Below are 22,135 nucleotides of genomic sequence, written 5' to 3' on the forward strand. Positions count from 1 at the left end.
TGCGTCATTCGCTCCACCGGTTGTTGTCGATGCGCGAGCGCCAACGTGCGCGACCGGAATAGCCGAAAGCGAGCTGCATCGTGCCGGTCGAGCTGGCGGTGCGCCAGGCGAGAAGTGAATCCTGGTAGCCGTCATACTCGACACGGTAGAAGCCGTTGGCCACCGCATCGTCGAGGCTGGCGGCGTCGATCCGGCCGCGATCGGCGAGGAAGTCGGTGTTGTCGCGCCCGTCGAGCAGGTCGGCGTCGAGGCCGGAGCCGGCGCCGTCGTTGTCCGAGTGCCAGAAGGTGCGCCAGTCGCTCCACCGGTTGTTGTCGATGCGCGAGCGCCAGCGCGCGCGACCGGAATAGCCGAAGGCGAGCTGCATCGTGCCGGTCGAGCTGACGGTGCGCCACGCCAGCAGCGAATCCTGGTAGCCGTCATATTCGAGGCGGTAGAAGCCGTTCGCCACCGCATCGTCGAGGCTGGCGGCGTCGATCCGGCCGCGGTCGGCCAGGAAGTCGGTGTTGTCGCGGCCGTCGAACAGGTCGGCGTCGAGCCCGGAGCCGGCGCCGTCATTGTCCGAGTGCCAGAAGGTGCGCCAGTCGCTCCAGTGATTGTTGTCGATGCGCGAGCGCCAGCGCGCGCGACCGGTGTAGCCGAAGGCGAGCTGCATCAAGCCGGTCGAGCTTTCGGTACGCCACGCCAGCAGCGAGTCCTGATAGCCGTCGTACTCGAGGCGGTAGAATCCGTTCGCGACCGCCTCGTCGAGGTTGGCGGCATCGAGGCGCCCGCGATCGGCGAGGAAGTCGGTGTTGTCGCGGCCGTCGAACAGGTCGGCGTCGAGCCCGGAGCCGGCGCCGTCGTTGCCCGAGTGCCACAGCGTGCGCCACTCGCTCCAATGCTTGTTGTTGATCCAGGAGCGCCAGCGCGCCTGGCCGGTGTAGCCGAAGGCGAGCTGCATCGTGCCGGTCGAGCTGGCGGTGCGCCAGGCGAGGAGCGAATCCTGGTAGCCGGGGTATTCGATCGCGTAGCAGCCGTTGGCGACGGCGGTGTCGAGGTTGGCGGCAGCGACGCGGCCGCGGTCGGCGAGATAGTCGGCGCCGTCGCGGCCGTCGAGCAGATCGGCGTCGAGCCCCGACCCGGCGCCGTCGTTGTCGAGGCGCCACACCGTGTCGCCGCCGCGCTCGAACACGACCGCGCCCTGGTCGGTGGCATCGACGGTGACGAGCAGCCGCACGCCCGACCAGCCGATCTTCACCACGTTGGCGCGTTGGCCGAGCCCGGTGCCTTGCTGCACCGGGGTGAAGCCGAGCCAGTCGAGCACTGCGCCGCGCGCGGTCGCGGGGGTGAGCGCGCGGACGCGATCGGCGCCGGCACGCGCTTCGTCGGGCGTGGCCAGCGTGACAACGCCGGCGCGCTTCGTGGTCGCCGCCGGGTTGGTGAAGGCGGCGCTGCCGAAGGTGATCGCCATCGCCGGCACGTCGACCAGCGCGACGTCGAGCGCGAGCAGCAGCAGCGCCTGCGGCGACTTCTCGACGATCACCTCGTCCTGGCCGTACAGCGCGAACAACGTGCCGTCGGCGAGGTACAGCGCGAAGGCGCGGACCGCGTAGGCGTCGGCGGTCTCGTCGGTGACGGTGAGGTGGATCGTGTCGGCGGCGGTGGCCTCGCCCGCGATGGTGGCGACCCGCTTGGTCTCGCCGGCGAGCGCGGCGGCGGTCGGCGTCGCCCGGAGCGCGGTGGGCGAGAGGCCGACCGCGGCGACCCGCACCGCGCGGAAGCCGCCGCCCGCCTGGTCGAGCACCGCGGCGCGGCCGGCGTCGGTGATGACGAGCTGGAGCCCCATCGCTCAGGCCGCCAGCTGGAGCCGCGCGTGGACCGCGGGGCGCGCCGCGGCGATCACGCCGAACGCATCGCCGGCGGCGAGCGCCTGGCTGATGCTGAAGGAGCAGCGCACCGGCTTGGTGCGCTCGACCTCGGCGTGGACCGCCTCGGCGAAGGCGGCGCCGGGTGGACGACGCCGGCGACGTCGATGACGATGGCGAAGGTGTAGGGGTGTCCGCGCGGGCTGGTCTGCCACCATTCGCGCAGCGCCACCGCGCCGCCGAAGCTGGCGATGAGGTCGCGGATGCTGGCGACGGTGCCCTTGCGGCGCTGGATCGGGATGGCGGCGCGGACGCGCGCGCGGCGGACGCGCTCGGGCCAGTCGTCCGACCAGCTGTCGATCGCGACCGCCCAGGCGAGATACGGCAGCAGCTCGGCGGGGCAGGTGTCGGGGTCGACCAGCCGGCGCAGCGGCGAGGCGACGTCACCGAGCCGCGCGGTCGCGGCCTCGAGCGCGCGCTCGAGCGCGGTGGCGTTGGGCGGGAGCAGGGTCACTCGCCGACTCCGCCGACGGCGACGCTGATGCCGCTGCACCAGGTGGCGGCGGTGCGGTCGACGACGATGTCGGCGGCGGGCTGGAGCAGCGCGACGTTCTGCACGCCGGGAACGTGGAGCGCGGCGAACAGCGCCGAGCGCGTGACGTCGAGCCCGAGCCGGTGACAGCGCGCGGCGTGCGCGGCGACGTTGGCGCGCGCCTGGGCGAGCGCGGTCGCGGCGTCGGGGCCGGCGTAGGTGGTGAGCACGGCTTCCACCGCGTAGGGGACGATGGTGGCGCCGCGGACGCGGACGTGGTCGGTGAGCGGGCGGCGCGTCTCGGCGGAGAGGTAAGCGTCGACGGTCGCGACGAGCGTGTCGGGCGCGGTACCGTCGCCGGTGCGCGAGAGCACCGAGACGAGCACGTCGCCGGGCGCGGGGCTGATCGCGCTGGCGTCGAGCACGTCGCGGTCGGCCGAGAGCGCGTGGAAGACGTAGGCGCCCGCCGGGCCGGCGACCGAGAAGCCCTCGGGCGCGAGCACGAGGCGGCGGCGGAAGTCGTCGTCGTCCTCGTAGCTGGGCGCGATGCCGCGGCTGGCGTCGCCGGCGGAGAGGCGGTGGCGCGTGATCCCCATCAGCGCGGCGAGCTGGTCGAGGCCGCTGCCGCGCGCGAACGCCGGCATCACCGCGCGGGCGGCGTCGTTGACGCGCGCGCGCAGCAGCAGCTCGCGACAGGCGCAGACCTGGAGCAGCTTGACCGCGGGATCGCTCTCCACCGTGGCGTCGAAATCGGGGACGAGCGACTGGAGGGCGGCGAGCATCGCGGCGTAGATCGCCTCGAAGTCGAGCGGCTCGACCACCTGCGGCGCGGGCAGGCGCGAGAGGTCGACGGCGGTCGCGGCGGTCTCGGTCATCGCGCGCGAGCGAAGCGCGGCGAGGGGGCGGGAGGCTAGGGGGCGTGCCTGTGGGAGTGGGGTACGAGAGGTTGCAGATCGGCTTCTTAGCTATCGCTCTAACTCGCGGGTTTGGCCGTCACTCATAATCAGCACCCGGCTCGCTGCCTCGATCGTCTCGCGGCGATGAGCAATGACGATACGTGTGATGTTCATGGCGGCGATCGCCGCGTTGACCTGCCGCTCGTGCTCGGCGTCGAGGTGCGCGGTGCCCTCGTCCATGACCAGGATGCGGGGCTGCCGGTAGAGCGCGCGCGCCAGGAACACCCGCTGCTTCTGCCCGCCGGACAGCGTGGAGCCCATGTCGCCGACGAGCGTCTCGTAGCGCATCGGCATCGCCATGATGTCGGCGTCGATGGCCGCGGCCGCCGCGGCGGCGCGCACCCGGTCCATGTCCGCGAGATCGTCGAACAGCGCGACATTGTCGGCGAGCGTCCCGGCGAACAGCGTGTCGTCCTGCAGCACCGCGGCGATCTGCGCCTGGTAGCTGCGCAGGCCGAAGCGCGCGATCGACATGCCGTCGATAAGGATGGTACCGTCCTGCGGCTCGACGAGCCCGAGCAGCAGCTTGACCAACGTGGACTTGCCGCCGCCCGACGGCCCCGTGATCGCGACGTGCTCGCCCGCCGCGATCGAGAAGGTCACGCCGGTCAGGACGAGCGGCTCGCTCGGCGCGTAGCGGTAGAAAACGTCCTTGAAGGCGATGCTGCCGACCAGCGGCGTCTCGATCTCAGCCCCCGCGGCGAAGCAGCGGTCTTCCGGAGAGAGCGCGATGTCCGAGAGGCGCTCGAGGTGAAGGTCGAGCAGGCGGAACGCGATGCCCTGGTCGATCAGCGACGCCGCGCGACCGAGAAACTGCCCCTTGTAGGCGAGATAGGCGAGCATCATCCCGACGCTGAACCCGGCGCCGGTCAGCACCATGCGCATACCCAGCCACAGCGTGAGAATGCCTTCCAGGCCGAAGATCAGCCCGTTCGCGCTCCCCTGCCAGATGCCGATGCGCGAGATGCGGAGATCGGCGTTGACGGCGTCGGTCAGACGGCTCTGCCACAACGCATGCCTGAAGACCTCGCGCCCGAAGAGTCGCAACGTCGTGATCCCGCGCAGCGACTCAATCAGCGTGGTCTGCTCCTTACCGTGCAGCACGATGGCGCTCGCGCGCGCGTCGCGCTCGAGCGCGAAGGAGACCAGCCTGACCAGGACATACGCGGCAAGCGCCGCGACCGCGATCGCGGTGAGCGCCGGGCTGTAGAACAGCATCAGCGACACGGTGAGCAGCGCCATCAGCCCGTCGACGACGCTGGAGATCGCGCCCTGGATCAGCATCGACTGGATCGGCGCGATCGACTAAAAGCGCGACAGGATGTCGCCGGTGTGGCGCTTCTCGAACCAGTCGATCGGCAGGCGGAACAGGCGGCGTACAACGTTCGAGGCCAAGCTCGTCCCGAGCAAGGCGCCCGCGGCGAGCAGCACGAAGGAGCGCAGCCACGCGGCCGCGACGTTGAGGATCGTGAGAAGGCCGAAGCCGAGCGCGAGCACCGCCAGCAGGTCGAGATCCAGCGCCGGCAGCGCCTTGTCGATCGCGATCTGGAGGTAATAGGGTGAGGCGAGGCTGAACACCTGCAGCACCAGGCTGAGCGCCAGCACCTGCGCCAGCATGCACCGCAGGCCGGTCATTCGGCGCCAGAGCTGGGATAGGTGCAGGCGTTCGCGCCGGTCGCCCTTCTCGAAGCTGTCGCTGAGGCGCAGCTCCAGCGCCACGCCGGTGAAATGCCGTGACACCTCCCTCATCTCGAGCCAGCGCGAGCGACCGTCCGGATCGTGGATCAGCGCGCGACCGCGGCGCGTCCGCTCCAGCACGACGAAGTGGTTCAGGTCCCAATGCAGCACCGCGGGCATGCGGAGCTGGTGGAGCTCGTCCAGCGGCACTTTCACCGCGCGCGGAATTAGCCCGATATGGTCCGCTAGCGACATAAGCGAACGCAGCGTCGTCCCGCGCAGTGACGGGGCGAAGCGACGGCGCAGCGTGCCGAGATCGATATTGAGCCCATAATAGCTCGCCACCATGGCGAGGCAGGCGAGCCCGCACTCCGCCATCTCGGTCTGACGCGCGAGCCTGACGCGCGGCCGGCCGATCATCCCGGCATCGAGCAACAGGCGGTTCATCGCCGTCTCACCGCGAGCACGGGCTCGAACAGCCAGGCGAACAGCGACTGGCGCTCGGTGACGATCCGGGCGGTCAGCGTCATGCCGGTGACCAGCCGCTCGCGGCGGCCAAAAGCGACGATGTCAGGGCGATCAATCGTAACGGTCACTGGATAGACGGGCGCGCCGGTCGCGGGCGCGGCGCTGTCCGCCCCCGTGATCGCGCTGGCAGCGACGGAGTCTATCGTCCCCATCACTGTGCCGAAGCGCTGATAGGGAAAGGCATCGATCGCGAGGCTGACGCGCTGCCCCTTGCGGACGAAGCCGATCGCTGCACTGGGGACGGCGAGCTCGGCATGCAACGTGGAGCCTCTCGGCAGCAGCGTCATCAGCGGCGTCTGCGTGCTGGCCGGCTGACCGAGCCTCGCGGTCAGGGCGGTGACCGTGCCCGCAATCGGTGCTCGCAGGACGTAGGCGCGTGTTCCCGCGGTGCCGGCGGCCTGCTGGCTGACCTGCGCTCGCGCGGCGGCGATGCCGGCGCGACTGGCGCGCGCCTGCGAGGTGATCTGCGCTGCGCTGCGCTCCGCCTCGGCCACGGCGGAGCGCCGAGACTCGGCCGATTGTGCGAGCTGCGCGAACGCCTGACGGCGGCTCAGCAGCGCTTCGCGGCGCTGGTCGAGATCGTGGCGACTGACGAAGCCTCGTTGGGCGAGCGCGTCGGCGCGGTCCAGGTCACGTTGCGCCGAGCTGACGAGTTCGCGTTGTAGGTCGAGCTGTGCCTTAATCTGCCCCAGCTCGCCCAGCGCACCGGCTCGCTGCGCGGCGACCTGACGAAGCTGCGCCTGCGCGGCGGTCTCGGTCGCGCGCGCCTGCGCGTCAAGCTCAGCCTCCTGTTGTGCGATGGCGCGCTCGATGCGCGCAGCAACCGGAGGGCCGTCGGCGCTTTCCTCGTCGGTGCGGATCTCGGCGAGCACATCGCCGAGCCGAACTCCTGCTCCGTCATGAACTGGCAGCGCCGCTACAACCCCGGGCCGCGACGGCACAATTTTTGAAACACCGGCGGTCGGGACGATTGTGCCGGGCGCGACCTCTACCCGCGCGTAAGTCGCCAATGAGAGGAATACGACGGCAGAGATCGTTGCCGACAACATCAGGTAGCCTATAGCTGACCATGACGGCGGAATAGCTAGAGATATGGTGCCTTGGAGGCGATCCATACGGTCCGCCATCACTTCGCGTCGGAAAAGCGGCCTCTGTAGCTCGCCGCTCATACAATGCGGCGATCGAATGTATCGCTAAGACAGCAAACCTTCTTTCTCAGCGGGGCAAACAAGGAGAGGTTCGTGCAGCCAAGTAGAATGGACTTGTCCTTATTTTCCAAGCTTTTTGTCCCCAAAGTGGGTAATCAAAAATTGCAAGGCAGAGGAAATTTTCATAGCATGAATAAGCGAAATGCCTCGCACAAGGTACTTAGTATGGATATAAAACTTGCGACACTGCAGATGGTAATATGTTTTGTGGCCCTGACTGTTAGAGACAAGGTTATGAAAACTAGTACAAATAACCTTATATCTACAGCGCTGATAGCCGGGCTGTCTGTGCTCGCTGCCTCTAGAATCATCCAGGTTTTGCAATAGTATGTAAGACTATCAAGTTTTTCCTGACTGCTCTAGAAAAAACACTTACAATGTTGTTAATACTGACACCTCGGCTTTTCCGCCGAGGTGTCGTTGCTGATGTTGTCATTTCTACTTTTTCTTGACCGCCACCTTGTCTTCAGTGCCCCCTGCTGAGCCGCTCCCGCCGGAGACTGCTCCGCCGATCGCGCTACCTATGGCCGTACCCGCCGCCGCGCACGCGTTCTGCGCCCCAGGCGTGCTGCCAATCTCGTAGCCAGCAGCGGCGCCACCTGGGCCACCGACGAGATCTCCGACAACCGCCCCGATGTACGGGCAGGCGGCTCTTCCTGCTATCCCGCCAACTACGCCGCCGACTGCCTTGCCGGTGTCATCGCCGCCGCTAACTAGAAGCGTATCTTCGTGGGAAAGTTGAGTGATCACGGGTAATGCTCCATGCTTTTATTCTCCCGGCCGAAACAGCTTTGTTCAAGGTAATGGCAGAGTCAACGTAGAATACATAGAAGACTTTGCTTGTATTTTCGGCTTATTAACTAAGCATTTTGCAGATTTATTTGTGAAAGTCTTTTGATTAGACGGTTTCTTTCTAATAGAAGATCGTAAAATTGGGTCTACTCAAACTGGCAGCGTCATGTATCGACGTCAGTCGCGGTGCTCGACGCGGAAAGGCCGTATCAAACAAGCTTCGTATTTGTTCGTCGAGGCATCTTACGTATTAGCGCTTGCGGAATTGGTAGTTCGATCGCTGTTTTCTTTTCCTTCGCCGGCTCGCCGGGGAACGGATCAATGCCGACCTGCTCGGCCAGCTCATCGACGCTCAGCGTCTCGTATTAGTGGCCCGGCGCGTTAGGCGCGAGATAGGCGGCGGCGCCGACGCCGGGCACCAGCACCGCCTTGTAGATCGCGCTGGGTAACGCGACGCGGTCGTGCAGCCGCAGCGGCGCGGCGCGGTCGAACACCTGGCCGGTGACGACGTAGACCGCGCCGTAGCGCCGCGCGAGGCCGCGCACCGCGCCCTCGATCCCGGCCCAGAGATGCTCGTTCAGGTCGCGGTCCTGCGGCACGATGTTGGCGAGCGTGAAGCTCTCCTCGCGTGCCTCGGGACTCGGCATGTCGCCCGACGGGCTCATGTCGCCGCGGTCGAAGCCGGAGCCGCGCGCGGCGGGAGCGATCGGGTGACCCGGATCGTCGGTGACGCCGCGCCGCGCCGCGAACGGCCGGCGACGGCATGCGTCGCCAGCCGGCGGGATCAGGCGAGACGGAAGCGCAGCGTGCGTCGGCGGAGCGCGTACCCCGCGACGCCGAAGCCGAGCACCATCATCGCCCAGGTGGTCGGCTCCGGCACCGGCGCCGGGAAGACCTGCCGCACGGTGAATCGCTCAGCGGTCAGCCGGGTGGTCCGGATGCCGGTGGTACCGAGCAGCTGGTCCTGCAGGAAGGCGAAGTCGGTGCCGGTGAAGGCGGCGTTGCCCCAGGCATCGAAGCCGGTCCGCGTGATCGTGCCGTAGCGCACGCCCGCGTTGGCGTTGGGGCCGATGGCGAAGGAGCGCGACTCGCCGATGGCGAGATCGCTGACGTCGAAGCCGGCCTCGCCGCTGAACTCGCCTGAGCTCTGCACGATCGTCGGTACCGGATTATTGTCGCGATAGGTCGTGATCGTACCCTTGGCGAACACATCGTAGCGGACGAAGATCGCCGCCTGCGCGGCGCCCGGCACCGCCGCGGCGACCATCACTGCCGCCACCAGAAACTGTCTCATCCTGTCCCCCGTTTGTCGTGTCGCCTGCCGCTAAATGCCTCGTAACTTGTTGTTAAGCTGAAATGGCTGTCATTTCGGCGCGACCCGCGGGCATTGCGCTCACCGGAACTCCGCCCAGACCGCATAGCCGTCGTCGACGAGCTTGGTCACGATCCAGCGCTGCACCACGAGCGCGTGGCTGAAGGCCGCGCCCTGGCTCTTGGCGGCGCTATCCCAGAACTGCACCAGCAGAGTGCGATCCGGCAGGTAAAGCCGGAGCACGCGCAGCGCGAGCCGCAGCGCGGGCGTGCAGACGTCCTCCTCGCGCGAGCGACGCGCCGCGTCCTCGAGCACGCGCAGCGCCAGGTTCATCAGCGTCGTGCGCGCGCGCTGCGCCCGCATTTCCGGGTCGGTGCCGCCGAAGGGAACGCCATCGACCTTCGTGTCCTTGCCGCCGCAGGTGTGGCAGGGCAGGTCGCGCAGCACCACCTGCCAGTCCATCGACAGCCGGCGGAAATGGCGGTCGACGATCAGCTCCTCGCGGTCGTGCTGCTTCACCGCGCCGCACCCGCGGCACGTGACGCGCACCGAGCCTTCAACGCGGCGGAGATCGTGGAGTGTCTTGGGCGGGCCGACCATCCACCCAGCATGGCGGAACATAGCACGAACAAAAAGGCTGGATCGACTGGGAAGATTGCGCCATCTGAAGGCGATGAGCGCCCGCGAGACCCTCGTCCGAGTCGCCGCCCAGCGCGGCGAGAGCCTCACCCGGCTGTCGGTGAAGGTCGGCCGCAGCCGCGGCTATCTGTCGCGCTTCGTGACGCGCGGATCGCCACGGCGGCTGCCCGAGATCGAGCGGCGCCACCTCGCGATCGTGCTCGAGCTCGACGAGCGGCTGCTCGGCGCGCGCGATCCCTGGGCGCCGGGCGAGTCGGCGTGATCCACGATCATCCGGTCGCCAGCGTCGGCCACAACGCGGCCGGCTGCGCGCTGTGCACGTCGACCGATCCCGCGGGCCTGGTCGAGCGGCTCGCCGAGGAGCTGTGGGAGAGCCGCCAGGACGACACGCAATGGGCCCGCCGCTGGGCCGACGCCGGCGAGCTGTGGCACATCCGCTTCCGCGAACTCGCCCGCACCTCGATCGACTTTCTCGGCGCGGCGTCGCGCATCGATCGACTACCGTAAGGGGACGCTCCACCGTTGGACCGGTTCGCAGTTGGCGGATCAAGAAGCTGCGACGTGTTCAGTCGAGGCGACGGCAGATAGTCTCGCAAGGATGACGCGCTGATCGCCGGCGTGGGTCAGCACGACGATCCCGCATGGCTTGTCGCTGATACGGCATTGCCGTATGAGTTCTGCATGCACACGGTTGTCGAGACGCACGCTTACATCACCGCGGCGAAGGCGTGTGGCATGACGGCCGACGAGATGAGCGCGGTAGTCGACCTGATCGCTGCCACGCCGGACGCAGGCGCGATCATGCCGGTGTGCGGCGGTGCGCGGAAGTTACGGGTGGCCCGACGAGGCGGCGGCAAGTCGGGCGGCTACCGCGTCATCACCTATCTCGCGAACGCAGCGGTGCCCGTGTTCCTGCTGACCGTCTTCGGCAAGAACGAGAAGTCCAACCTGACCGTGGCCGAGCGCAACGCGCTGGCTACGCTGACCAAGCGGCTCGCCGACGGCCATCATCGCCGGCGAGCCGAGCGCGAGGAGAGATGATGAAGAGCGCTTTTGACAAGATCGCCGCCGGCCTGGAGGACGCGATCGCCTTCGCCGAAGGAGATGAGACGCGCGGCCGTATCGCGACGGTGGACGTGCGCGCGGTGCGCGCGGTGACCCGCAAGACCCAGGACGCGTTCGCTCGCGCCTACCGCATCCCGCTCGGCACACTGCGCGACTGGGAGCAGGGACGGCGCCGGCCCGACAGCGGCTCGGTGACGTTGCTCAAGATGATCGAGGCCGAGCCGGAGACGGTCGAGCGGATCCTCGCGGGAGTGGCGTGAGGGGCAGGCGACTGCGATGACGACGGTCTATTATCCCCGATCCTCGAGCCCGGTGCGGAACGCTACGGCGCCTTCTTCCCCGACCTGCCAGGCTGCGTTTCGGCCGGCGCGACCGCGCAGGAGGCGGCGCTCGGCGCGGAGAAAGCGCTCAGCGGGCATCTCGCGGTGATGATCGAGCACGGTGATGCGCTGCCCAAGCCGAGCGAGCTGGACGTGATCGTGGCGGTGCGGGTGCGCGTCGTCGCCGCCGCGATCCGCGGCGAGTTCGACAAGCAGGAGGAGGTGGCGCGCTGGGTGACGCCGCTGATGCTGATGCGCTTCGCGCTGGCGTGCCTGGCGCAGTTCCTCCCGCGCCGCCGCCGCGCCGGCGCGCAGCCTGCAGGCCGCGATCGATCACGTCCGACGGGTGGCGCCAGTCAGGGAGAGTGCAGCCTCTCTCCGTTACTTAATCATTCACCCCTATGGCTGTTGGTGCCATGCCGGAGGAGTGAGCAAGAGCGATGCGTCAGATCGTTGAGGTGCTACGTCGAGCCAATTTCTGGCTTGGCCTCGCGGCGTTGGCCTGTGTCGCCGCCAACGTTTCTGTGCTGATGAGGATCAGCGGAGACGATTTTATATGGTGGCAGTACCTTTTAGTACTCGCCTTTTTCGTTGGCTTGAACTCCTCTGGTGTCATCGGCGCGATGTCGCTCAGCAAGCGGGGCCATTCTACCGCGATGCCGATGCTGACGATCTACCTTGTCCTCTCCGGGCTTCTCGACCTCCTTTTCGCGATGCGAACGCCGGCCGAGAAGGGCTCGGAAATAATGGCGCTTGGCTTCGCCTTTCCCATGATGCGGCCGCTCCCCATCCTCGGTATCCTCGCCGTGGAGTTCGTTACCGATAGCCTTGTCTTGATGCTGGCGCGCCGTCGCTGAAGGAGCGCACTCCCATTTCCGATCTGACGTTCTCTCAGGCCGGGAGGAAGTTCGTCAGTGCTTGCAGCAACTGATCGGTCAACGCGCGCCGTTCCGGTTCGCTCAATCCCAGCAGCATGCGCCGCGCGTAGCGAACCGGTTTGGCGCCGGGCGTCGGCCGGTCGCTGAGCCCCTGGTGATGTATCCGCGCGATCGTCGCGGCGGCGCCGCCCCACCCGGCCCAGGCCTCGTCGCTCTCGACTCCGACGCGCAGGTAGCGTGCGGTGCGCAGCTTGCGGAACATCGCGCGCGCGCGGATCTTGCCGCGCTGTGGCAGCCGCGGGCCGGGCGCGCGCTGGTCGGCGGCAGCCGGGAGGAAGCGCACCACCTTGTCCCAGCGGTAGCTGCGCAGCGCGCCGGTCGCGACGTCGAGCCCGGTGAAGACGTCGCCCTGGTGGACCCAGCTGCGCAGCAGCACCGCGTGTGGGTTCGGGTCGCCCTGCGGGTAGAGGAAGCGGATGCTGTAGGCGCCGGGTGGGTCGGGCCGGCGCGGGCGGCGCGGCGCGAAGGGCCCGCCGTCGGGCTGGCGCTGGGCGGCGATCCGCGTCGCTTGCGCGGTGCGCAGGTCGCGCGCGAGCGTCGCCAGCAGCTTCCGCTTCTCCGCACGCGACACGCGCGCGAGGCATAGCCGCGCGAGCCGCTCGATCTGGTCGAGGCCGTCGCTCACGGCGCCGCCCTGGCGGCGACCGGCTCGTCGCCGAGCATCAGCGTCCACAGCCGCGCGCCGCAGGTGTCGGGAAGGCGGTCGTCGCCGTCGCGGTCGTCGGCGAGGTGGCGCGCGGCATAGCCGCCGCCCTCGTCGCGCGCGACGACCACCGCCTCGCTCAGCTCGAGCGTGAGCGACAGATCGCACGAGTCGGCGTCGAGCAGCTCGGCCTCGAACGCGATCGGCGCGTCGTTCGGACCTTCGAGCAGCTCGAGCTGGTAGCGCGCGACCCAGCCGAGCAGCGGCACGACGAGCGCGTCCCAGTCGCCGGCGTAATCCTGCACCACCAGGTGGAGCGTGAAGCGATATTCGAACGACAGCGACGACGTCGCGCTCGCGCGCGCGGCGATGCGCCCGCGATCGACGAAGATCGCGAGCCGCTCGGGCGCGGCGGCGAGGCTCGGCACGGCGCGCAGCAGCAGCGCGCGCAGCGAGGCGATCTTCGCCAGCGCCACGTCACTGGGCTCCGGCGCAGCGGCCCGGCGCCTCCCACTCGACCAGCCGCTCGAGCCGCGCCGCGTTGGCGGCGAAGGCGCGCGCCAGCCGGATCACGCCCGCGCGCAGTCGCGCCGGCAGCTGCTCCGTCAGCGCCGGGTCGGTCGGCAGCCCGGCGGGGCATTCGGCGCAGGCGAGCAGCTCGGCGGGCGGGCGATCGCGCACCGGGACCGCGACCGGCACCTGCGCGGGCTCACTCGGGCGGGGCGCGCAGCCCGGCGACAGCGTTGACAGCAGCAGTCCAGCGGCGATCGACCAGGTCCTGGTGGTCGGCTCGGGCATCGGCGATCTTCATCTCGTGGGCAGCGGCCTGCGCCGGGGCGGTGACCGTGCGGGCGCGCGCCTCGTCCGCGCGGGCGCGCGCGTCGTGTGCGGCGAGCGCGTCGGCGAGCGTGCGTGCGGTGAGCTGGTCGGTGCGCGCGCGGAAGTCGGCGAGCGCGCGACGTGGCGTCCGCAGCCGTCGCCGGCGTCGCTGCCGGCGCGCGCGCAGATCTCGGCGAGGCGGTGCTGGAGGCGGTCGCGCTCGGCGCGCGCCTCGCGGCAGCCGACGTAGAGCCAGGCGCCCACGCCCGCGACCGCGAGCAGCACGACGAAGGCGGCCTCGGCGCGCAGCCGCGCCACCAGCCAGCGGGTGAGAAGTCGGATCACGACGGCTCCTTTCCGGTTCGCATCATCGCCGCCAGCCGCTCGGCGCGCGCGCCGACCTGGTGCGCCCACAGCGAGGCGAGCATCTCGTCGGCCGCTGCCGCGAAAGCGCCGTGCTCGGTGTGCGCGAGCGTGGCGTGGAAGGCGGCGAGCTTGGCCGCGCCGAGGTTGAACGCCATCTCGAGCAGCACGCGCTGGCGCACCGGCGCCAGCGTGCGCCACCACGGCAGCCGAGCGTCGAGCGCGTGCTCGGCCGCGGCGACGTCGTTGGCGAGCAGCGCGCGCGACTGCGCGCGCGTGATGCCGTAGGCGCAGCAGCGCGCGACGCTCAGGCCGAGATCGCGGCGCTCGTCGGGGCGGATCCCGGTCGCGTCGAGGTTGCGCCCGACGCCGATGGTGCGGTGCCCCGCCGGGCAAAGATAGACGCGGAGGCGCTCGCCCTCGTCGCGGATCAGCTCGGCCTCGAGCCGAGCGCGATCGTAGCCGGCGGTCACGGGCGGTCCTCGCGCGGCAGCACGCGGTCGAGCAGCGCGCCGGGCAGCGCGACGACGCGCTCGAGCAGCGCCTGGGTGACTCGCGGTGTCGCCTTGTAGGCGATCATGCCGGTGACGAACTGGACCGCCTGGAGCACGAACGCGCTCCAGTCGGTCAGCCCGTGCACCACGCCACCGACGAAGTAAGAGACGCAGACGCCGACCGAGAGCTGGGTGAAGCGCTGCGACCAGGTCAGGCCGGGCTCGTAGGCGAGGCTCACCGCCGCGCCGAGTGCGCTCGGTACCAGCCCCGCAGCGAAGGTCGTGGCGGCGACGGCCGCGTCGCGCAGGGTCATCGCGTCAGCTCCAGAGTTGGACGAGATCGCTCACCGGCGTCGCCGGCCTCGCGGCGGCGGGGACGATCACGACGGCGCCGAGCGGCAGCAATGCGCCGAGGTCGGCGATGCCGGGGTTGAGCGCGAACAGCCGCGGCAGGTCGGCCGGGCCGAGCCCGCGCTCGCGCCACGCCAGCTCGTCGAGCGTGTCGCCCGCGCGCGCGGTGAGGGTCTCGCGCGTCACAGCAGCGCCACGTCGGTGCGCGGGCGGCCGAGCAGCGCACGGATCGCGTGGATCGCGTCGCGGCGATGCTCGCCGACCGCAGGCTCGACGTCCTCGATGCGGCGGTCGCCGCGACCGGTGAGGTCGGTGTCGCGGTAGCGCTCGACCAGCAGCGCCTTGGCCCAGCCGGCGACCGCCTGGCGGTAGAGCAGGACCAGCCGGCTCTCGCCCAGGATCGTGGCGGCGGGGACGTCGGCGAGTGTGGCGTAGCCGGCCTCGAGCTGCTCGAGCTGCCAGGCGGCGAGCTGGTCGGCGACCCAGACCAGCGCGGAGACGACGACGTCGCGGCAGCGCTCGGGCGTGACGGTGTCGCGGATCCGCGCCTCGGCGCGAAGGCGGGTGAGGTCGATCTCGGGGTACCAGCCGTCCGAGGCGAGCGGTTCGGGATAGTGCGGGGGCAGCGGGGCAGGCGTATCGCATGCGCCGTCGGCGAAGGCGGGAATGAGCAGCGGTGGGCCGGCGACGATGCCGCCGGCGGCGCGCAGGTCGCCGTCGAGCGGGGTGTCGCCCGGCAGTGCGACGTCGCTCCCGTCGCGGAGATCGGCACTGGCGAGCGGCATCACTGGCTCCTCGGTGGCGCCCGCCGGCTACGGGGGTGGGGACCGGGTCGAGCGCGGCCCTGCGACCCGAAGGTCCCCCGCGTCGCGCGATCCGCCCCCGAGCGCCGGGGGGCGAGCTGTCAGGCCGGCACGGTGGCGCCGGCGGTGTCGGTGTCGGTGTCGCAATCGGTGGCGGGCGGCAGCGCGGCGAGCGCCTTCTCGAGTGCGCGCCGCTGCGTTTTCACGCCGGCGCGCTCGTCTAGCCGCTGCGCCGCGTCGAGCGCGGCGATAGCGCGCTCGGTCAGCGCGCGCGCGGCGGGCGCCGCGGCGGCGTCGGCGGCGCGCGCCAGCTCGGCGGCGATCGCCTTCTGGAGCTTGGCGCGCGGCTCGTCGTGCATGTCGACGCCGTCGACCAGCGCCTCGACCTGCTCGAGCACGGCGAGCGGGAAGGGCTCACCCCGCGCCTGGTCGCGCAGCGCGGCCTCGGCGATCTCCTCGAGCACCAGGGTCGCGGCGTCGCGCTGGTAGCGCGCCGGCAGCGGCAGGTCGTAACGCAGCACGTGCTCAGCGAGTGCCAGCGCGCGGCCCCAGTCGCCGACGTCGATCGACCAGACCATCACGGTCGGCAGCACCTCGTCGGCTGGCTCGGGCGTGGCGGCGGCGAGCGCGCCGTCGACCCAGGCGTGATAGGCCGGGAGGATCTTGCGCTTGGCCGCGATCTTGGCGGCGACTGACTTAATGTCCTTGAGCCGGCGCAGGTCGTGCTGGAGCCGCAGCTGGATCTGGCGCGCCGCCGGCGACGACCCGCTCGCGGCGGGCGCAGGCGTGCCAGCGCGGCTCCCGCCGGAGAGCGCGGCGATATACTCGCGATGGCGGCGCGCCAGGCTCACTTCTTCGCCGTGACGATGTTCTCGACCAGGGCGCAGCGGCCGTAATCCTCGATCACGTACGCCTCGTTGACCGACTGATAGTCGGCGACCTGGTCGTATTCGGGCTCCTCGCGCAGCGCGCGGCGCTGGGTGCCCTCCTGGACGTAGATCGAGAGATTATCGAGGCTGGTCACCATCAGCGCGTTGGCGGGGAAGAAGGGGACGAGGATCGCGGTCTTGCCGCCGACCTGCTTGGGCAGGGTCAGGATGCGGTCACGCGCCTCCATCTCGGTCGCCTTGTCGCCGGCGGTGTTGATCACGTTGAGGAAGCGGTCGTGGACCAGCTCGCGGCCGAGGATCACGACCAGGTCGGTGTCGTCGCGGTGCCACTCGTCGAGCAGCTCGGTGGCGTCGTAGACGAGCGCGTCGAGGTTGACGTAGTCGACGTCGACGCCCGGCGTGCCCGCGGCGACGTGGATCTTGCCGGGCGCGGTGACGACGCCGGCGCCGTCGCGCGTCTCGTGCTCGAAGTGGCCGCCGGCGAGGTGACGTGCCGGCGCGTAGGTGCGCAGCTTGTGCAGCCAGCCGTAGTTGACGTCCTGCAGCAGCGGGTGCGCGGCGAGGTCGGTGGTGTCGGCGCGCGCCACGCCGTTCCAGCCGATCATGATGCGGTCGCGCCCGCGCTGCTTGGCGATCGTGGAAGCGTAGAGCGTCTGGAACTCGGGGCGGTGCGCCCACATGTCGAGCTTGGCGTAGCTGATCGCAGTGTCCGAGTTGGTCTGCTCGCAGCGGTAGCGGCCGCGGTCCGAGGTCTCGGTCGGGTCGATCGGGCGGCGGCGCACGCCGGTGGCGCTGTCGGTGCGGGTGCGGCTGGCGAGCGGGCGCGTCACGCCGACGCCGACCTTGGCGCCCTCCTGCTCCTTGACCGTCACGACGTTGACGCGGCCGAGGAACTCGCTCGACTGCTGGATCACCTCCTCCAGCCTCTGCTGGACGACGGGGGCGACCGCGAACTCGTGCTGCGCGGCGACGACGCTGGCGTCGATGCCGTTGAGCTGCGCGATGCGCGCGAGCATCGTGTTGAAGACGGCGCGGGTCTCGTTGCGCATCGTGCGGATCCTCGGATCAGAAGTCGGTGAGGTGCGTCGCGCCCGCGCCGGTCGCGGGCGCGCGGCGGAAGGCCTCCGCGGGCTCGGTGGCGAGTTTCGCGGCGAGCGCGTCGAGGTCGCGGCGCACCGCGGCCTGGGCGTCGGCGATCGGCTGCACCGCGGCCGAGACGCTGGTCGCCAGCGAGGCGCCGAGCGCGGCGGCGAAGGCGGCATTGTTGTCGTTGGCGGGCGTGGGTGGCGTCGGCGGCGTCTCGGCCTCGGGCTCGGTCGGCTTCTCCGGCGCGCGCGCGAACAGCGCGGCGACCGCGGCGAAGCCCGAGCGGATCGCCTCGGCGATGCCGGCCGGGTCGGAGGCGCTCAGCTCGAGCGCGACCGCCTCGTCGCCCTGCGCGAAGACGGTGCCGGGCGCGTGGCGCGAGAAGGACAGGCGCTGCGTCGCGATCGAGGCCGGGCTGTCGGTGAAGGCGAGCCCGACCAGGCCGAACTTGCCCGTGCCGGCGTAGCTGTCGGTCAGCTCGACCGAGGGGAAGGGCTTCTGGTCGCCGCGCGCGAGCCGCACCAGCTGCGGGTTGGCGTCGACCTGAGCGTAGAGCGCGCGGCGCGTCTCGGTCGTGCCGCCGACCGAGATGGCATCGTCCTGCGCGCGCACGGCGACGACGTCGCCGTAGCCGTTGAACGGCGGCTCGGGGCTGAATCCCTTGACGTGCTCGACGTTGATCCGGGGGCTGTACGTGGCGGGATCGAAGGTCTCGACCACCTGATCGATCATCTCGGGCGTGATCGTGCGCCCGTCGCTGATCGTGTTGCCCGCGACGAAGCAGCGGAAGAACTGGCTCTTCTGGCCCATGACGGCGCGGGTCCTCGCATGTGGTCGGCGTCGCGGCCGACTGAGCGCGAGCGCGGGAGCGATTGCCAGCGCGCGTGCCTGTGGCGAGCGGGTGCGACAGGGAGCAGCGGTCGGGGGCAGGGGCCACGCGCCGCTAAGCCGGCGGGCGATGGACAAGCTGCCGCCCGATCACGCGATGCCGCTGCCCGCCGCGGCGTTCCCGATCCCGGTCGACGCGCGGCGGCAGGCGCGCAGCCTCTACTGGCGCGGCTGGGGCGTGACACAGGTCGCGGCCGAGCTCGGGCTCAAGCGCACCACCGTCGCGGCATGGAAGCAGCGCGACGGTTGGGACAAGGCGCCGTCGCTCAACCGCATCGACGACGCGCTCGAGTGCCGGCTCAACACGCTGATCGCCAAGGAGGCGAAGACCGGCGCCGATTACAAGGAGCTGGACGCGCTGATGCGCGCGCTCACCGCCACCGCGCGGGTGCGGCGCTACGAGGCGCCCGGCGGTCACGAGGGCGACCTGAACCCCAGGGTCGCCAGCCGCAACGCCGCGCCGAAGAAGGCGGCCGTCCGCAATCATTTCACAACCGAGCAGGTCGAGCAGCTCGAGGCGATCTTCGAGGAGGAGCTGTTCGCCTATCAGCGCGACTGGTGGGCGGCGCGACGCGAGCGCACGCGGATGATCCTCAAGTCGCGCCAGATCGGCGCGACCTGGTATTTCGCGCGCGAGGCGCTGCTCGATGCGCTGCGCGGCGGGGGCAATCAGATCTTCCTGTCCGCCTCCAAGGCGCAGGCGTACATCTTCCGCGGCTATATCGTCCAGTTCGCGGCGCGCGCCGGGGTCAAGCTGCAGGGCGATCCGATCGTGCTCAGCGCGGACACGATCCCCGCCGGCGAGCCCGCGGCCGAGCTGATCTTCCTTGGCACCAACGCGCGCACCGCGCAGGGCTATCACGGCAATTTCTACTTCGACGAGTTCTTCTGGACCTACGGCTTCGAGGAGCTGAACAAGGTCGCCAGCGCGATGGCGATGCACAGGCGCTGGCGCCGCACCTACTTCTCGACGCCCTCGTCGATCGCGCACCAGGCGCACGGCTACTGGACCGGCGAGCGCCGCAACCGACGGCTCAGGAAGGCCGATCGCGTCACGATCGACACCGGCCACGCGCGGCTCCACGCGGGCGTGCTGTGCGAGGACCGGGTGTGGCGCCAGATCGTCACGATCGAGGACGCCGCGGCGCGCGGCTGTGACCTGTTCGACCTCGACGAGCTGCGCGTGGAATACGCGCCCGACGAGTTCGCCAACCTGCTGCTGTGCCAGTTCGTCGACCACAGCCTGTCGGCGTTCAAGTTCAACGAGCTGCAACGCGCCACCGTCGACGCCGCGGTGGACTGGCGCGACGTCGACCTGCTCGCCGCCCGGCCGGTCGGCGAGCGCGAGGTCTGGGCCGGCTACGATCCGCAGGAGAGCGAGGACGGCGACAATGCCGCGCTCGTCATCGCGCTGCCGCCCGAGGGTCCGACGGGCAAGTTCCGCCTGATCGAGCGCCACCAGCTGCGCGGCGCCGACTTCCAGGCGCAGGCCGAGTTCATCGTGAAGGTGCTGGCGCGCTACCGCTGCACCTATCTCGGGATCGACGCCAACGGCGTCGGCGCGGCGGTGTGGCAGCTGCTGCGCGACCGCGTGCGCGGAGTCGTGAAGATCGACTATTCGCTCGAGGCCAAGGCCGCGATGGTGATGAAGGCGCAGCACAGCTTCGCGCGTGGGCGGGTCGAGTTCGACGCCGGCTGGATCGACCTGCAATCCTCCTTCCTGTCGATCAAGAAGGCGCTGACCGCCTCCGGCCGTCACGTCACCTTCCGCGCCAGCCGCAGCGAGGAGGTCGGCCACGCCGATCTCGCCTGGGCGGCGATGCACATTTTCATCAACGAGCCGCTCGACGGACAGCGTCGCGCCGGCATGACCATGGAGATCCTGGGTGGCGAGGAAGCGGGCGCGGCGGGCGACGCCGCGGGCGGGGCAGGAACGCCCGGATGGCCGAGCGCTCGTCTCGGCGGCGAGGGCGCGGGGTGTCGGCGCGCTCGACTTCGCCTTCGGCGATCCCGAGCCGGTGCTCGAGCGGCGCCAGTGGATCGACCTGCTCGAATGCTGGCACAACGACCGCTGGTACGAGCCGCCGCTGCCGCTCGACGGGCTGGCGCGCGCCTTCCGCGTCTCGCCGCACCACAGCTCGGCGATCCTGCTCAAGGTCAATCTGATCGTCGAGTCGCTCGACCCCGCCTCGCTGATCGATCCGGCCACATTGCGCCGCGCAGTCCAGGATTATCTCGTATTCGGTAACGCCTATCTCGAGCCGGTGACGAGCCGGCTCGGCGGCGTGATCGGGCTGCGCCACGCGCTGGCGCGCTTCACCCGGCGCGGGCTGGTCGGCGGCCAGTTCTGGTGGGTGCCGGGCAATGTCGACGCGACGCGGCTCGCCGCCGGCACGGTGCAGCTGATGATGCCCGACGTTGCCCAAGAGCTGTACGGCGTGCCCGAGTATCTCTCGGCGCTGCAGTCGGCGCTGCTCAACGAGGCGGCGACGCTGTTCCGGCGACGCTATTACCTCAACGGCAGCCGCGCCGGCTTCATCCTCTACGCCACCGGCGACATCGACCCCAACGACTGCGAGGCGATCAAGGCGGCGATGCGCGCGTCCAAGGGGCCGGGCAACTTCCGCAACATGTTCGTCCATGCGCCGAACGGAAAGGAAGGCTCGATCCGCGTGCTGCCGATCGCCGAGGTCGGCGCCAAGGACGAGTTCCTCGGCATCAAGAACGCCACCCAGGCCGACGTCATGGCGGCGCACCGCGTGCCGCCGCAGCTGCTCGGGATCGTGCCGGCGCAGGGCTCGGCCTTCGGCAATCCCAAGGACGCGACCGCGATGTTCCTCCAGGTCGAGATCGCGCCGCTCCAGGCGGTGTTCCTCGAGCTGAACGCGCGCCTGGGCGCCGAGGTGATCCGCTTCCGCGCGCGCGATTTCGCCGGCTGAGGTCGGCGGGGGAGCCGGGTTGCCGCCCGGGCTCGCCGACGAGGAGGCACCTCGCCACGACCGATGACCCGTCGGTCGCCCGCACCCGGGTGCAGGCCGGGCGCCCTCTCATCTGAGCGAGATTTTCCGACATGTGTACCCGTGACGTGGCGCCGGTGGCGCCGGCGGCCGGCTGGATCGGCGGCAAGCGCAACCTGGCCGCGCGGCTAGTGGCGCTGATCGAGCGCATTCCGCACGACGGCTATGCCGAGCCCTTCGTCGGGATGGGCGGCGTGTTCCTGCGGCGGCGGTCGCGCCCGCGTGTCGAGGTGATCAACGACGCCAGCGGCGACGTTGCCACCTTCTTCCGCGTGCTCCAGGAGCACTATCCGTACCTGCTCGACATGCTGCGCTTCCGCGTGGCGAGCCGGGGCGAGTTCGAGCGGCTGCGCGCGCTGCCGGCCGAGCGGCTCACCGATCTCCAGCGCGCGGCGCGGTTCCTGTACCTCCAGCGGCTGGCGTTCGGCGGGCGGGTGGATGGGCGGACCTTCGGCGTCGACTCGCGCCAGGGCGCGCGCTTCAACGTCACCCGTCTGGAGCCGATGCTGGCTGACCTGCACGAGCGGCTCGCCGGCGTGGTGATCGAGCGGCTCGACTTCGCCGAGTTCCTGCGGCGCTACGATCGCGCCGGCATGCTGTTCTACCTCGACCCGCCTTATTGGGGCAGCGAGGGCGACTATGGCGCGGAGCTGTTCGGCCGCGACGATTTCGCGGGGCTGGCGGCGGCGCTGCGCGGGCTGCGGGGCCGCTTCCTGCTGTCGCTCAACGACAGGCCCGAGGTCCGCGACCTGTTCGCCGGCTTCCCGCTGCGCGAGCTGTCGACCACCTACACGCTCGCGCGCGGCAAGACGAACCGCGCCGCCGAGCTCCTCATCTCGAACGAGCCGCTTCCACCGCCGCGCGCTGGCGGCTGATCCATCCCCATCGACCCGGATCGGCGAAGTGTGGGAGCGGCGAGCGATGCGTCGCGCCGACCCAGAATCGGGAGGGGAAGGGGCGCGCCGCC

27 protein-coding genes and 2 pseudogenes are annotated in these 22,135 nt (G+C 70.2%); 9 read left to right on the forward strand and 20 right to left on the reverse strand.

What is annotated here, in order from left to right; translation table 11 throughout:
* Window positions 1–4: 4 nt before the first annotated feature.
* The 9 genes and pseudogenes from QBJ89_RS16310 to QBJ89_RS16350 form a co-directional block, all read right to left on the reverse strand.
* Window positions 5–1,828 carry a hypothetical protein gene (locus QBJ89_RS16310; RefSeq protein ID WP_277981530.1) on the reverse strand — a complete coding sequence of 608 codons (1,824 nt, stop codon included), beginning with the start codon at window positions 1,826–1,828 and terminating at the stop codon, window positions 5–7.
* Window positions 1,829–1,881: 53 nt separating this feature from the next.
* A complete protein-coding gene (locus QBJ89_RS16315) occupies window positions 1,882–2,361 on the reverse strand; it encodes a phage tail protein I (RefSeq protein WP_277981531.1) in 480 nt (159 codons plus the stop codon).
* Window positions 2,358–3,254, reverse strand: a complete 897-nt coding sequence (locus QBJ89_RS16320) for a baseplate assembly protein (RefSeq protein WP_277981532.1) — start codon at window positions 3,252–3,254, stop codon at window positions 2,358–2,360. Before QBJ89_RS16320 ends, QBJ89_RS16315 begins: the two co-directional genes overlap by 4 nt.
* 90 nt (window positions 3,255–3,344) lie before the next feature.
* The gene (locus tag QBJ89_RS16325; protein WP_277981557.1) at window positions 3,345–4,178 is read right to left on the reverse strand and encodes an ATP-binding cassette domain-containing protein; all 834 of its coding nucleotides are present in this window, start codon (window positions 4,176–4,178) and stop codon (window positions 3,345–3,347) included.
* Window positions 4,152–5,459, reverse strand: a pseudogene (locus QBJ89_RS16330) (ABC transporter transmembrane domain-containing protein); the annotation flags it as partial. The gene QBJ89_RS16325 and the pseudogene QBJ89_RS16330, both read right to left, overlap by 27 nt.
* Entirely contained in the window at window positions 5,456–6,667 is a 1,212-nt protein-coding gene (locus tag QBJ89_RS16335) for an HlyD family secretion protein (protein ID WP_277981533.1), read from the reverse strand. The gene QBJ89_RS16335 and the pseudogene QBJ89_RS16330, both read right to left, overlap by 4 nt.
* A 1,238-nt stretch (window positions 6,668–7,905) precedes the next feature.
* On the reverse strand, window positions 7,906–8,403 hold the full coding sequence (locus QBJ89_RS16340; protein WP_347342838.1) for a DNA/RNA non-specific endonuclease: 498 nt from the start codon (window positions 8,401–8,403) through the stop codon (window positions 7,906–7,908).
* Entirely contained in the window at window positions 8,325–8,834 is a 510-nt protein-coding gene (locus QBJ89_RS16345; RefSeq protein WP_277981534.1) for a PEPxxWA-CTERM sorting domain-containing protein, read from the reverse strand. Before QBJ89_RS16345 ends, QBJ89_RS16340 begins: the two co-directional genes overlap by 79 nt.
* A gap of 99 nt (window positions 8,835–8,933) precedes the next feature.
* Window positions 8,934–9,452, reverse strand: coding sequence for a hypothetical protein (locus tag QBJ89_RS16350; RefSeq protein ID WP_277981535.1), 519 nt, complete (start codon window positions 9,450–9,452; stop codon window positions 8,934–8,936).
* A gap of 73 nt (window positions 9,453–9,525) precedes the next feature.
* Here QBJ89_RS16350 and QBJ89_RS16355 point away from each other — a divergent pair, with 73 nt between their 5' ends.
* From QBJ89_RS16355 to QBJ89_RS16380, 6 genes are all read left to right on the forward strand, one after another.
* Window positions 9,526–9,753, forward strand: coding sequence for a hypothetical protein (locus tag QBJ89_RS16355; protein WP_277981536.1), 228 nt, complete (start codon window positions 9,526–9,528; stop codon window positions 9,751–9,753).
* Window positions 9,750–9,998, forward strand: a complete 249-nt coding sequence (locus QBJ89_RS16360; protein WP_277981537.1) for a hypothetical protein — start codon at window positions 9,750–9,752, stop codon at window positions 9,996–9,998. The genes QBJ89_RS16355 and QBJ89_RS16360 overlap by 4 nt, the downstream gene beginning before the upstream one ends.
* Before the next feature lie 111 nt (window positions 9,999–10,109).
* On the forward strand, window positions 10,110–10,532 hold the full coding sequence (locus tag QBJ89_RS16365) for a type II toxin-antitoxin system RelE/ParE family toxin (protein ID WP_277981538.1): 423 nt from the start codon (window positions 10,110–10,112) through the stop codon (window positions 10,530–10,532).
* Window positions 10,532–10,816: a helix-turn-helix domain-containing protein gene (locus QBJ89_RS16370; protein WP_277981539.1), complete on the forward strand. Its 285-nt coding sequence runs from the start codon at window positions 10,532–10,534 to the stop codon at window positions 10,814–10,816. The genes QBJ89_RS16365 and QBJ89_RS16370 overlap by 1 nt, the downstream gene beginning before the upstream one ends.
* Window positions 10,817–10,900: 84 nt before the next feature.
* Window positions 10,901–11,407 (forward strand): type II toxin-antitoxin system HicB family antitoxin, encoded by a 507-nt coding sequence (locus tag QBJ89_RS16375; protein WP_277981559.1) that lies wholly within the window; start codon window positions 10,901–10,903, stop codon window positions 11,405–11,407.
* Window positions 11,317–11,733: a hypothetical protein gene (locus QBJ89_RS16380; protein WP_277981540.1), complete on the forward strand. Its 417-nt coding sequence runs from the start codon at window positions 11,317–11,319 to the stop codon at window positions 11,731–11,733. Before QBJ89_RS16375 ends, QBJ89_RS16380 begins: the two co-directional genes overlap by 91 nt.
* A gap of 34 nt (window positions 11,734–11,767) precedes the next feature.
* Here the strand turns inward: QBJ89_RS16380 and QBJ89_RS16385 are convergent, their stop codons facing one another.
* The 11 genes from QBJ89_RS16385 to QBJ89_RS16435 form a co-directional block, all read right to left on the reverse strand.
* Entirely contained in the window at window positions 11,768–12,439 is a 672-nt protein-coding gene (locus QBJ89_RS16385) for a phage virion morphogenesis protein (protein WP_277981541.1), read from the reverse strand.
* Window positions 12,436–12,933: a phage tail protein gene (locus QBJ89_RS16390; protein WP_277981542.1), complete on the reverse strand. Its 498-nt coding sequence runs from the start codon at window positions 12,931–12,933 to the stop codon at window positions 12,436–12,438. Before QBJ89_RS16390 ends, QBJ89_RS16385 begins: the two co-directional genes overlap by 4 nt.
* Before the next feature lies 1 nt (window position 12,934).
* Entirely contained in the window at window positions 12,935–13,255 is a 321-nt protein-coding gene (locus tag QBJ89_RS16395; RefSeq protein ID WP_277981543.1) for a hypothetical protein, read from the reverse strand.
* A gap of 9 nt (window positions 13,256–13,264) precedes the next feature.
* Complete coding sequence (locus QBJ89_RS16400) at window positions 13,265–13,621, reverse strand: hypothetical protein (protein WP_277981544.1); 357 nt, start codon at window positions 13,619–13,621, stop codon at window positions 13,265–13,267.
* Window positions 13,618–14,112 carry a glycoside hydrolase family protein gene (locus tag QBJ89_RS16405; RefSeq protein WP_277981545.1) on the reverse strand — a complete coding sequence of 165 codons (495 nt, stop codon included), beginning with the start codon at window positions 14,110–14,112 and terminating at the stop codon, window positions 13,618–13,620. The genes QBJ89_RS16400 and QBJ89_RS16405 overlap by 4 nt, the downstream gene beginning before the upstream one ends.
* Entirely contained in the window at window positions 14,109–14,447 is a 339-nt protein-coding gene (locus QBJ89_RS16410; RefSeq protein ID WP_277981546.1) for a hypothetical protein, read from the reverse strand. The genes QBJ89_RS16405 and QBJ89_RS16410 overlap by 4 nt, the downstream gene beginning before the upstream one ends.
* A 4-nt stretch (window positions 14,448–14,451) precedes the next feature.
* Window positions 14,452–14,670, reverse strand: coding sequence for a tail protein X (locus QBJ89_RS16415; protein WP_277981547.1), 219 nt, complete (start codon window positions 14,668–14,670; stop codon window positions 14,452–14,454).
* Complete coding sequence (locus QBJ89_RS16420) at window positions 14,667–15,269, reverse strand: head completion/stabilization protein (RefSeq protein ID WP_277981548.1); 603 nt, start codon at window positions 15,267–15,269, stop codon at window positions 14,667–14,669. The genes QBJ89_RS16415 and QBJ89_RS16420 overlap by 4 nt, the downstream gene beginning before the upstream one ends.
* 119 nt (window positions 15,270–15,388) lie before the next feature.
* Complete coding sequence (gene gpM / locus QBJ89_RS16425) at window positions 15,389–16,138, reverse strand: phage terminase small subunit (protein WP_277981549.1); 750 nt, start codon at window positions 16,136–16,138, stop codon at window positions 15,389–15,391.
* A complete protein-coding gene (locus QBJ89_RS16430) occupies window positions 16,135–17,226 on the reverse strand; it encodes a phage major capsid protein, P2 family (protein ID WP_277981550.1) in 1,092 nt (363 codons plus the stop codon). Before QBJ89_RS16430 ends, gpM begins: the two co-directional genes overlap by 4 nt.
* Window positions 17,227–17,242: 16 nt before the next feature.
* Complete coding sequence (locus QBJ89_RS16435; RefSeq protein ID WP_277981551.1) at window positions 17,243–18,073, reverse strand: GPO family capsid scaffolding protein; 831 nt, start codon at window positions 18,071–18,073, stop codon at window positions 17,243–17,245.
* A 175-nt stretch (window positions 18,074–18,248) separates the two neighbouring features.
* On the opposite strand from QBJ89_RS16435, the pseudogene QBJ89_RS16440 reads away from it, so the two are divergent.
* The 3 genes and pseudogenes from QBJ89_RS16440 to QBJ89_RS16450 form a co-directional block, all read left to right on the forward strand.
* Window positions 18,249–20,009, forward strand: a pseudogene (locus tag QBJ89_RS16440) (terminase large subunit domain-containing protein); the annotation flags it as partial.
* 160 nt (window positions 20,010–20,169) lie between these two features.
* A complete protein-coding gene (locus QBJ89_RS16445) occupies window positions 20,170–21,090 on the forward strand; it encodes a phage portal protein (protein ID WP_277981552.1) in 921 nt (306 codons plus the stop codon).
* 131 nt (window positions 21,091–21,221) lie between these two features.
* Window positions 21,222–22,043, forward strand: a complete 822-nt coding sequence (locus tag QBJ89_RS16450; RefSeq protein WP_277981553.1) for a DNA adenine methylase — start codon at window positions 21,222–21,224, stop codon at window positions 22,041–22,043.
* Window positions 22,044–22,135: the final 92 nt, after the last annotated feature.

Source organism: Sphingomonas phyllosphaerae, from assembly GCF_029623345.1.
GTDB classification, from domain to species: Bacteria; Pseudomonadota; Alphaproteobacteria; order Sphingomonadales; family Sphingomonadaceae; genus Sphingomonas; species Sphingomonas phyllosphaerae_C.

What these genes read in the sequence shown, in the direction of transcription:
- QBJ89_RS16310 (WP_277981530.1), bottom strand. Translation starts at nt 1,828, where the DNA reads ATGGGGCTCCAGCTCGTCATCACCGACGCCGGCCGCGCCGCGGTGCTC.
- QBJ89_RS16320 (WP_277981532.1), bottom strand. Translation starts at nt 3,254, where the DNA reads ATGACCGAGACCGCCGCGACCGCCGTCGACCTCTCGCGCCTGCCCGCG.
- QBJ89_RS16325 (WP_277981557.1), bottom strand. Translation starts at nt 4,178, where the DNA reads ATGCTCGCCTATCTCGCCTACAAGGGGCAGTTTCTCGGTCGCGCGGCG.
- QBJ89_RS16335 (WP_277981533.1), bottom strand. Translation starts at nt 6,667, where the DNA reads ATGGCGGACCGTATGGATCGCCTCCAAGGCACCATATCTCTAGCTATT.
- QBJ89_RS16345 (WP_277981534.1), bottom strand. Translation starts at nt 8,834, where the DNA reads ATGAGACAGTTTCTGGTGGCGGCAGTGATGGTCGCCGCGGCGGTGCCG.
- QBJ89_RS16350 (WP_277981535.1), bottom strand. Translation starts at nt 9,452, where the DNA reads ATGGTCGGCCCGCCCAAGACACTCCACGATCTCCGCCGCGTTGAAGGC.
- QBJ89_RS16355 (WP_277981536.1), top strand. Translation starts at nt 9,526, where the DNA reads ATGAGCGCCCGCGAGACCCTCGTCCGAGTCGCCGCCCAGCGCGGCGAG.
- QBJ89_RS16370 (WP_277981539.1), top strand. Translation starts at nt 10,532, where the DNA reads ATGAAGAGCGCTTTTGACAAGATCGCCGCCGGCCTGGAGGACGCGATC.
- QBJ89_RS16380 (WP_277981540.1), top strand. Translation starts at nt 11,317, where the DNA reads ATGCGTCAGATCGTTGAGGTGCTACGTCGAGCCAATTTCTGGCTTGGC.
- QBJ89_RS16395 (WP_277981543.1), bottom strand. Translation starts at nt 13,255, where the DNA reads ATGCCCGAGCCGACCACCAGGACCTGGTCGATCGCCGCTGGACTGCTG.
- QBJ89_RS16410 (WP_277981546.1), bottom strand. Translation starts at nt 14,447, where the DNA reads ATGACCCTGCGCGACGCGGCCGTCGCCGCCACGACCTTCGCTGCGGGG.
- QBJ89_RS16420 (WP_277981548.1), bottom strand. Translation starts at nt 15,269, where the DNA reads ATGCCGCTCGCCAGTGCCGATCTCCGCGACGGGAGCGACGTCGCACTG.
- QBJ89_RS16430 (WP_277981550.1), bottom strand. Translation starts at nt 17,226, where the DNA reads ATGCGCAACGAGACCCGCGCCGTCTTCAACACGATGCTCGCGCGCATC.
- QBJ89_RS16435 (WP_277981551.1), bottom strand. Translation starts at nt 18,073, where the DNA reads ATGGGCCAGAAGAGCCAGTTCTTCCGCTGCTTCGTCGCGGGCAACACG.
- QBJ89_RS16450 (WP_277981553.1), top strand. Translation starts at nt 21,222, where the DNA reads ATGTGTACCCGTGACGTGGCGCCGGTGGCGCCGGCGGCCGGCTGGATC.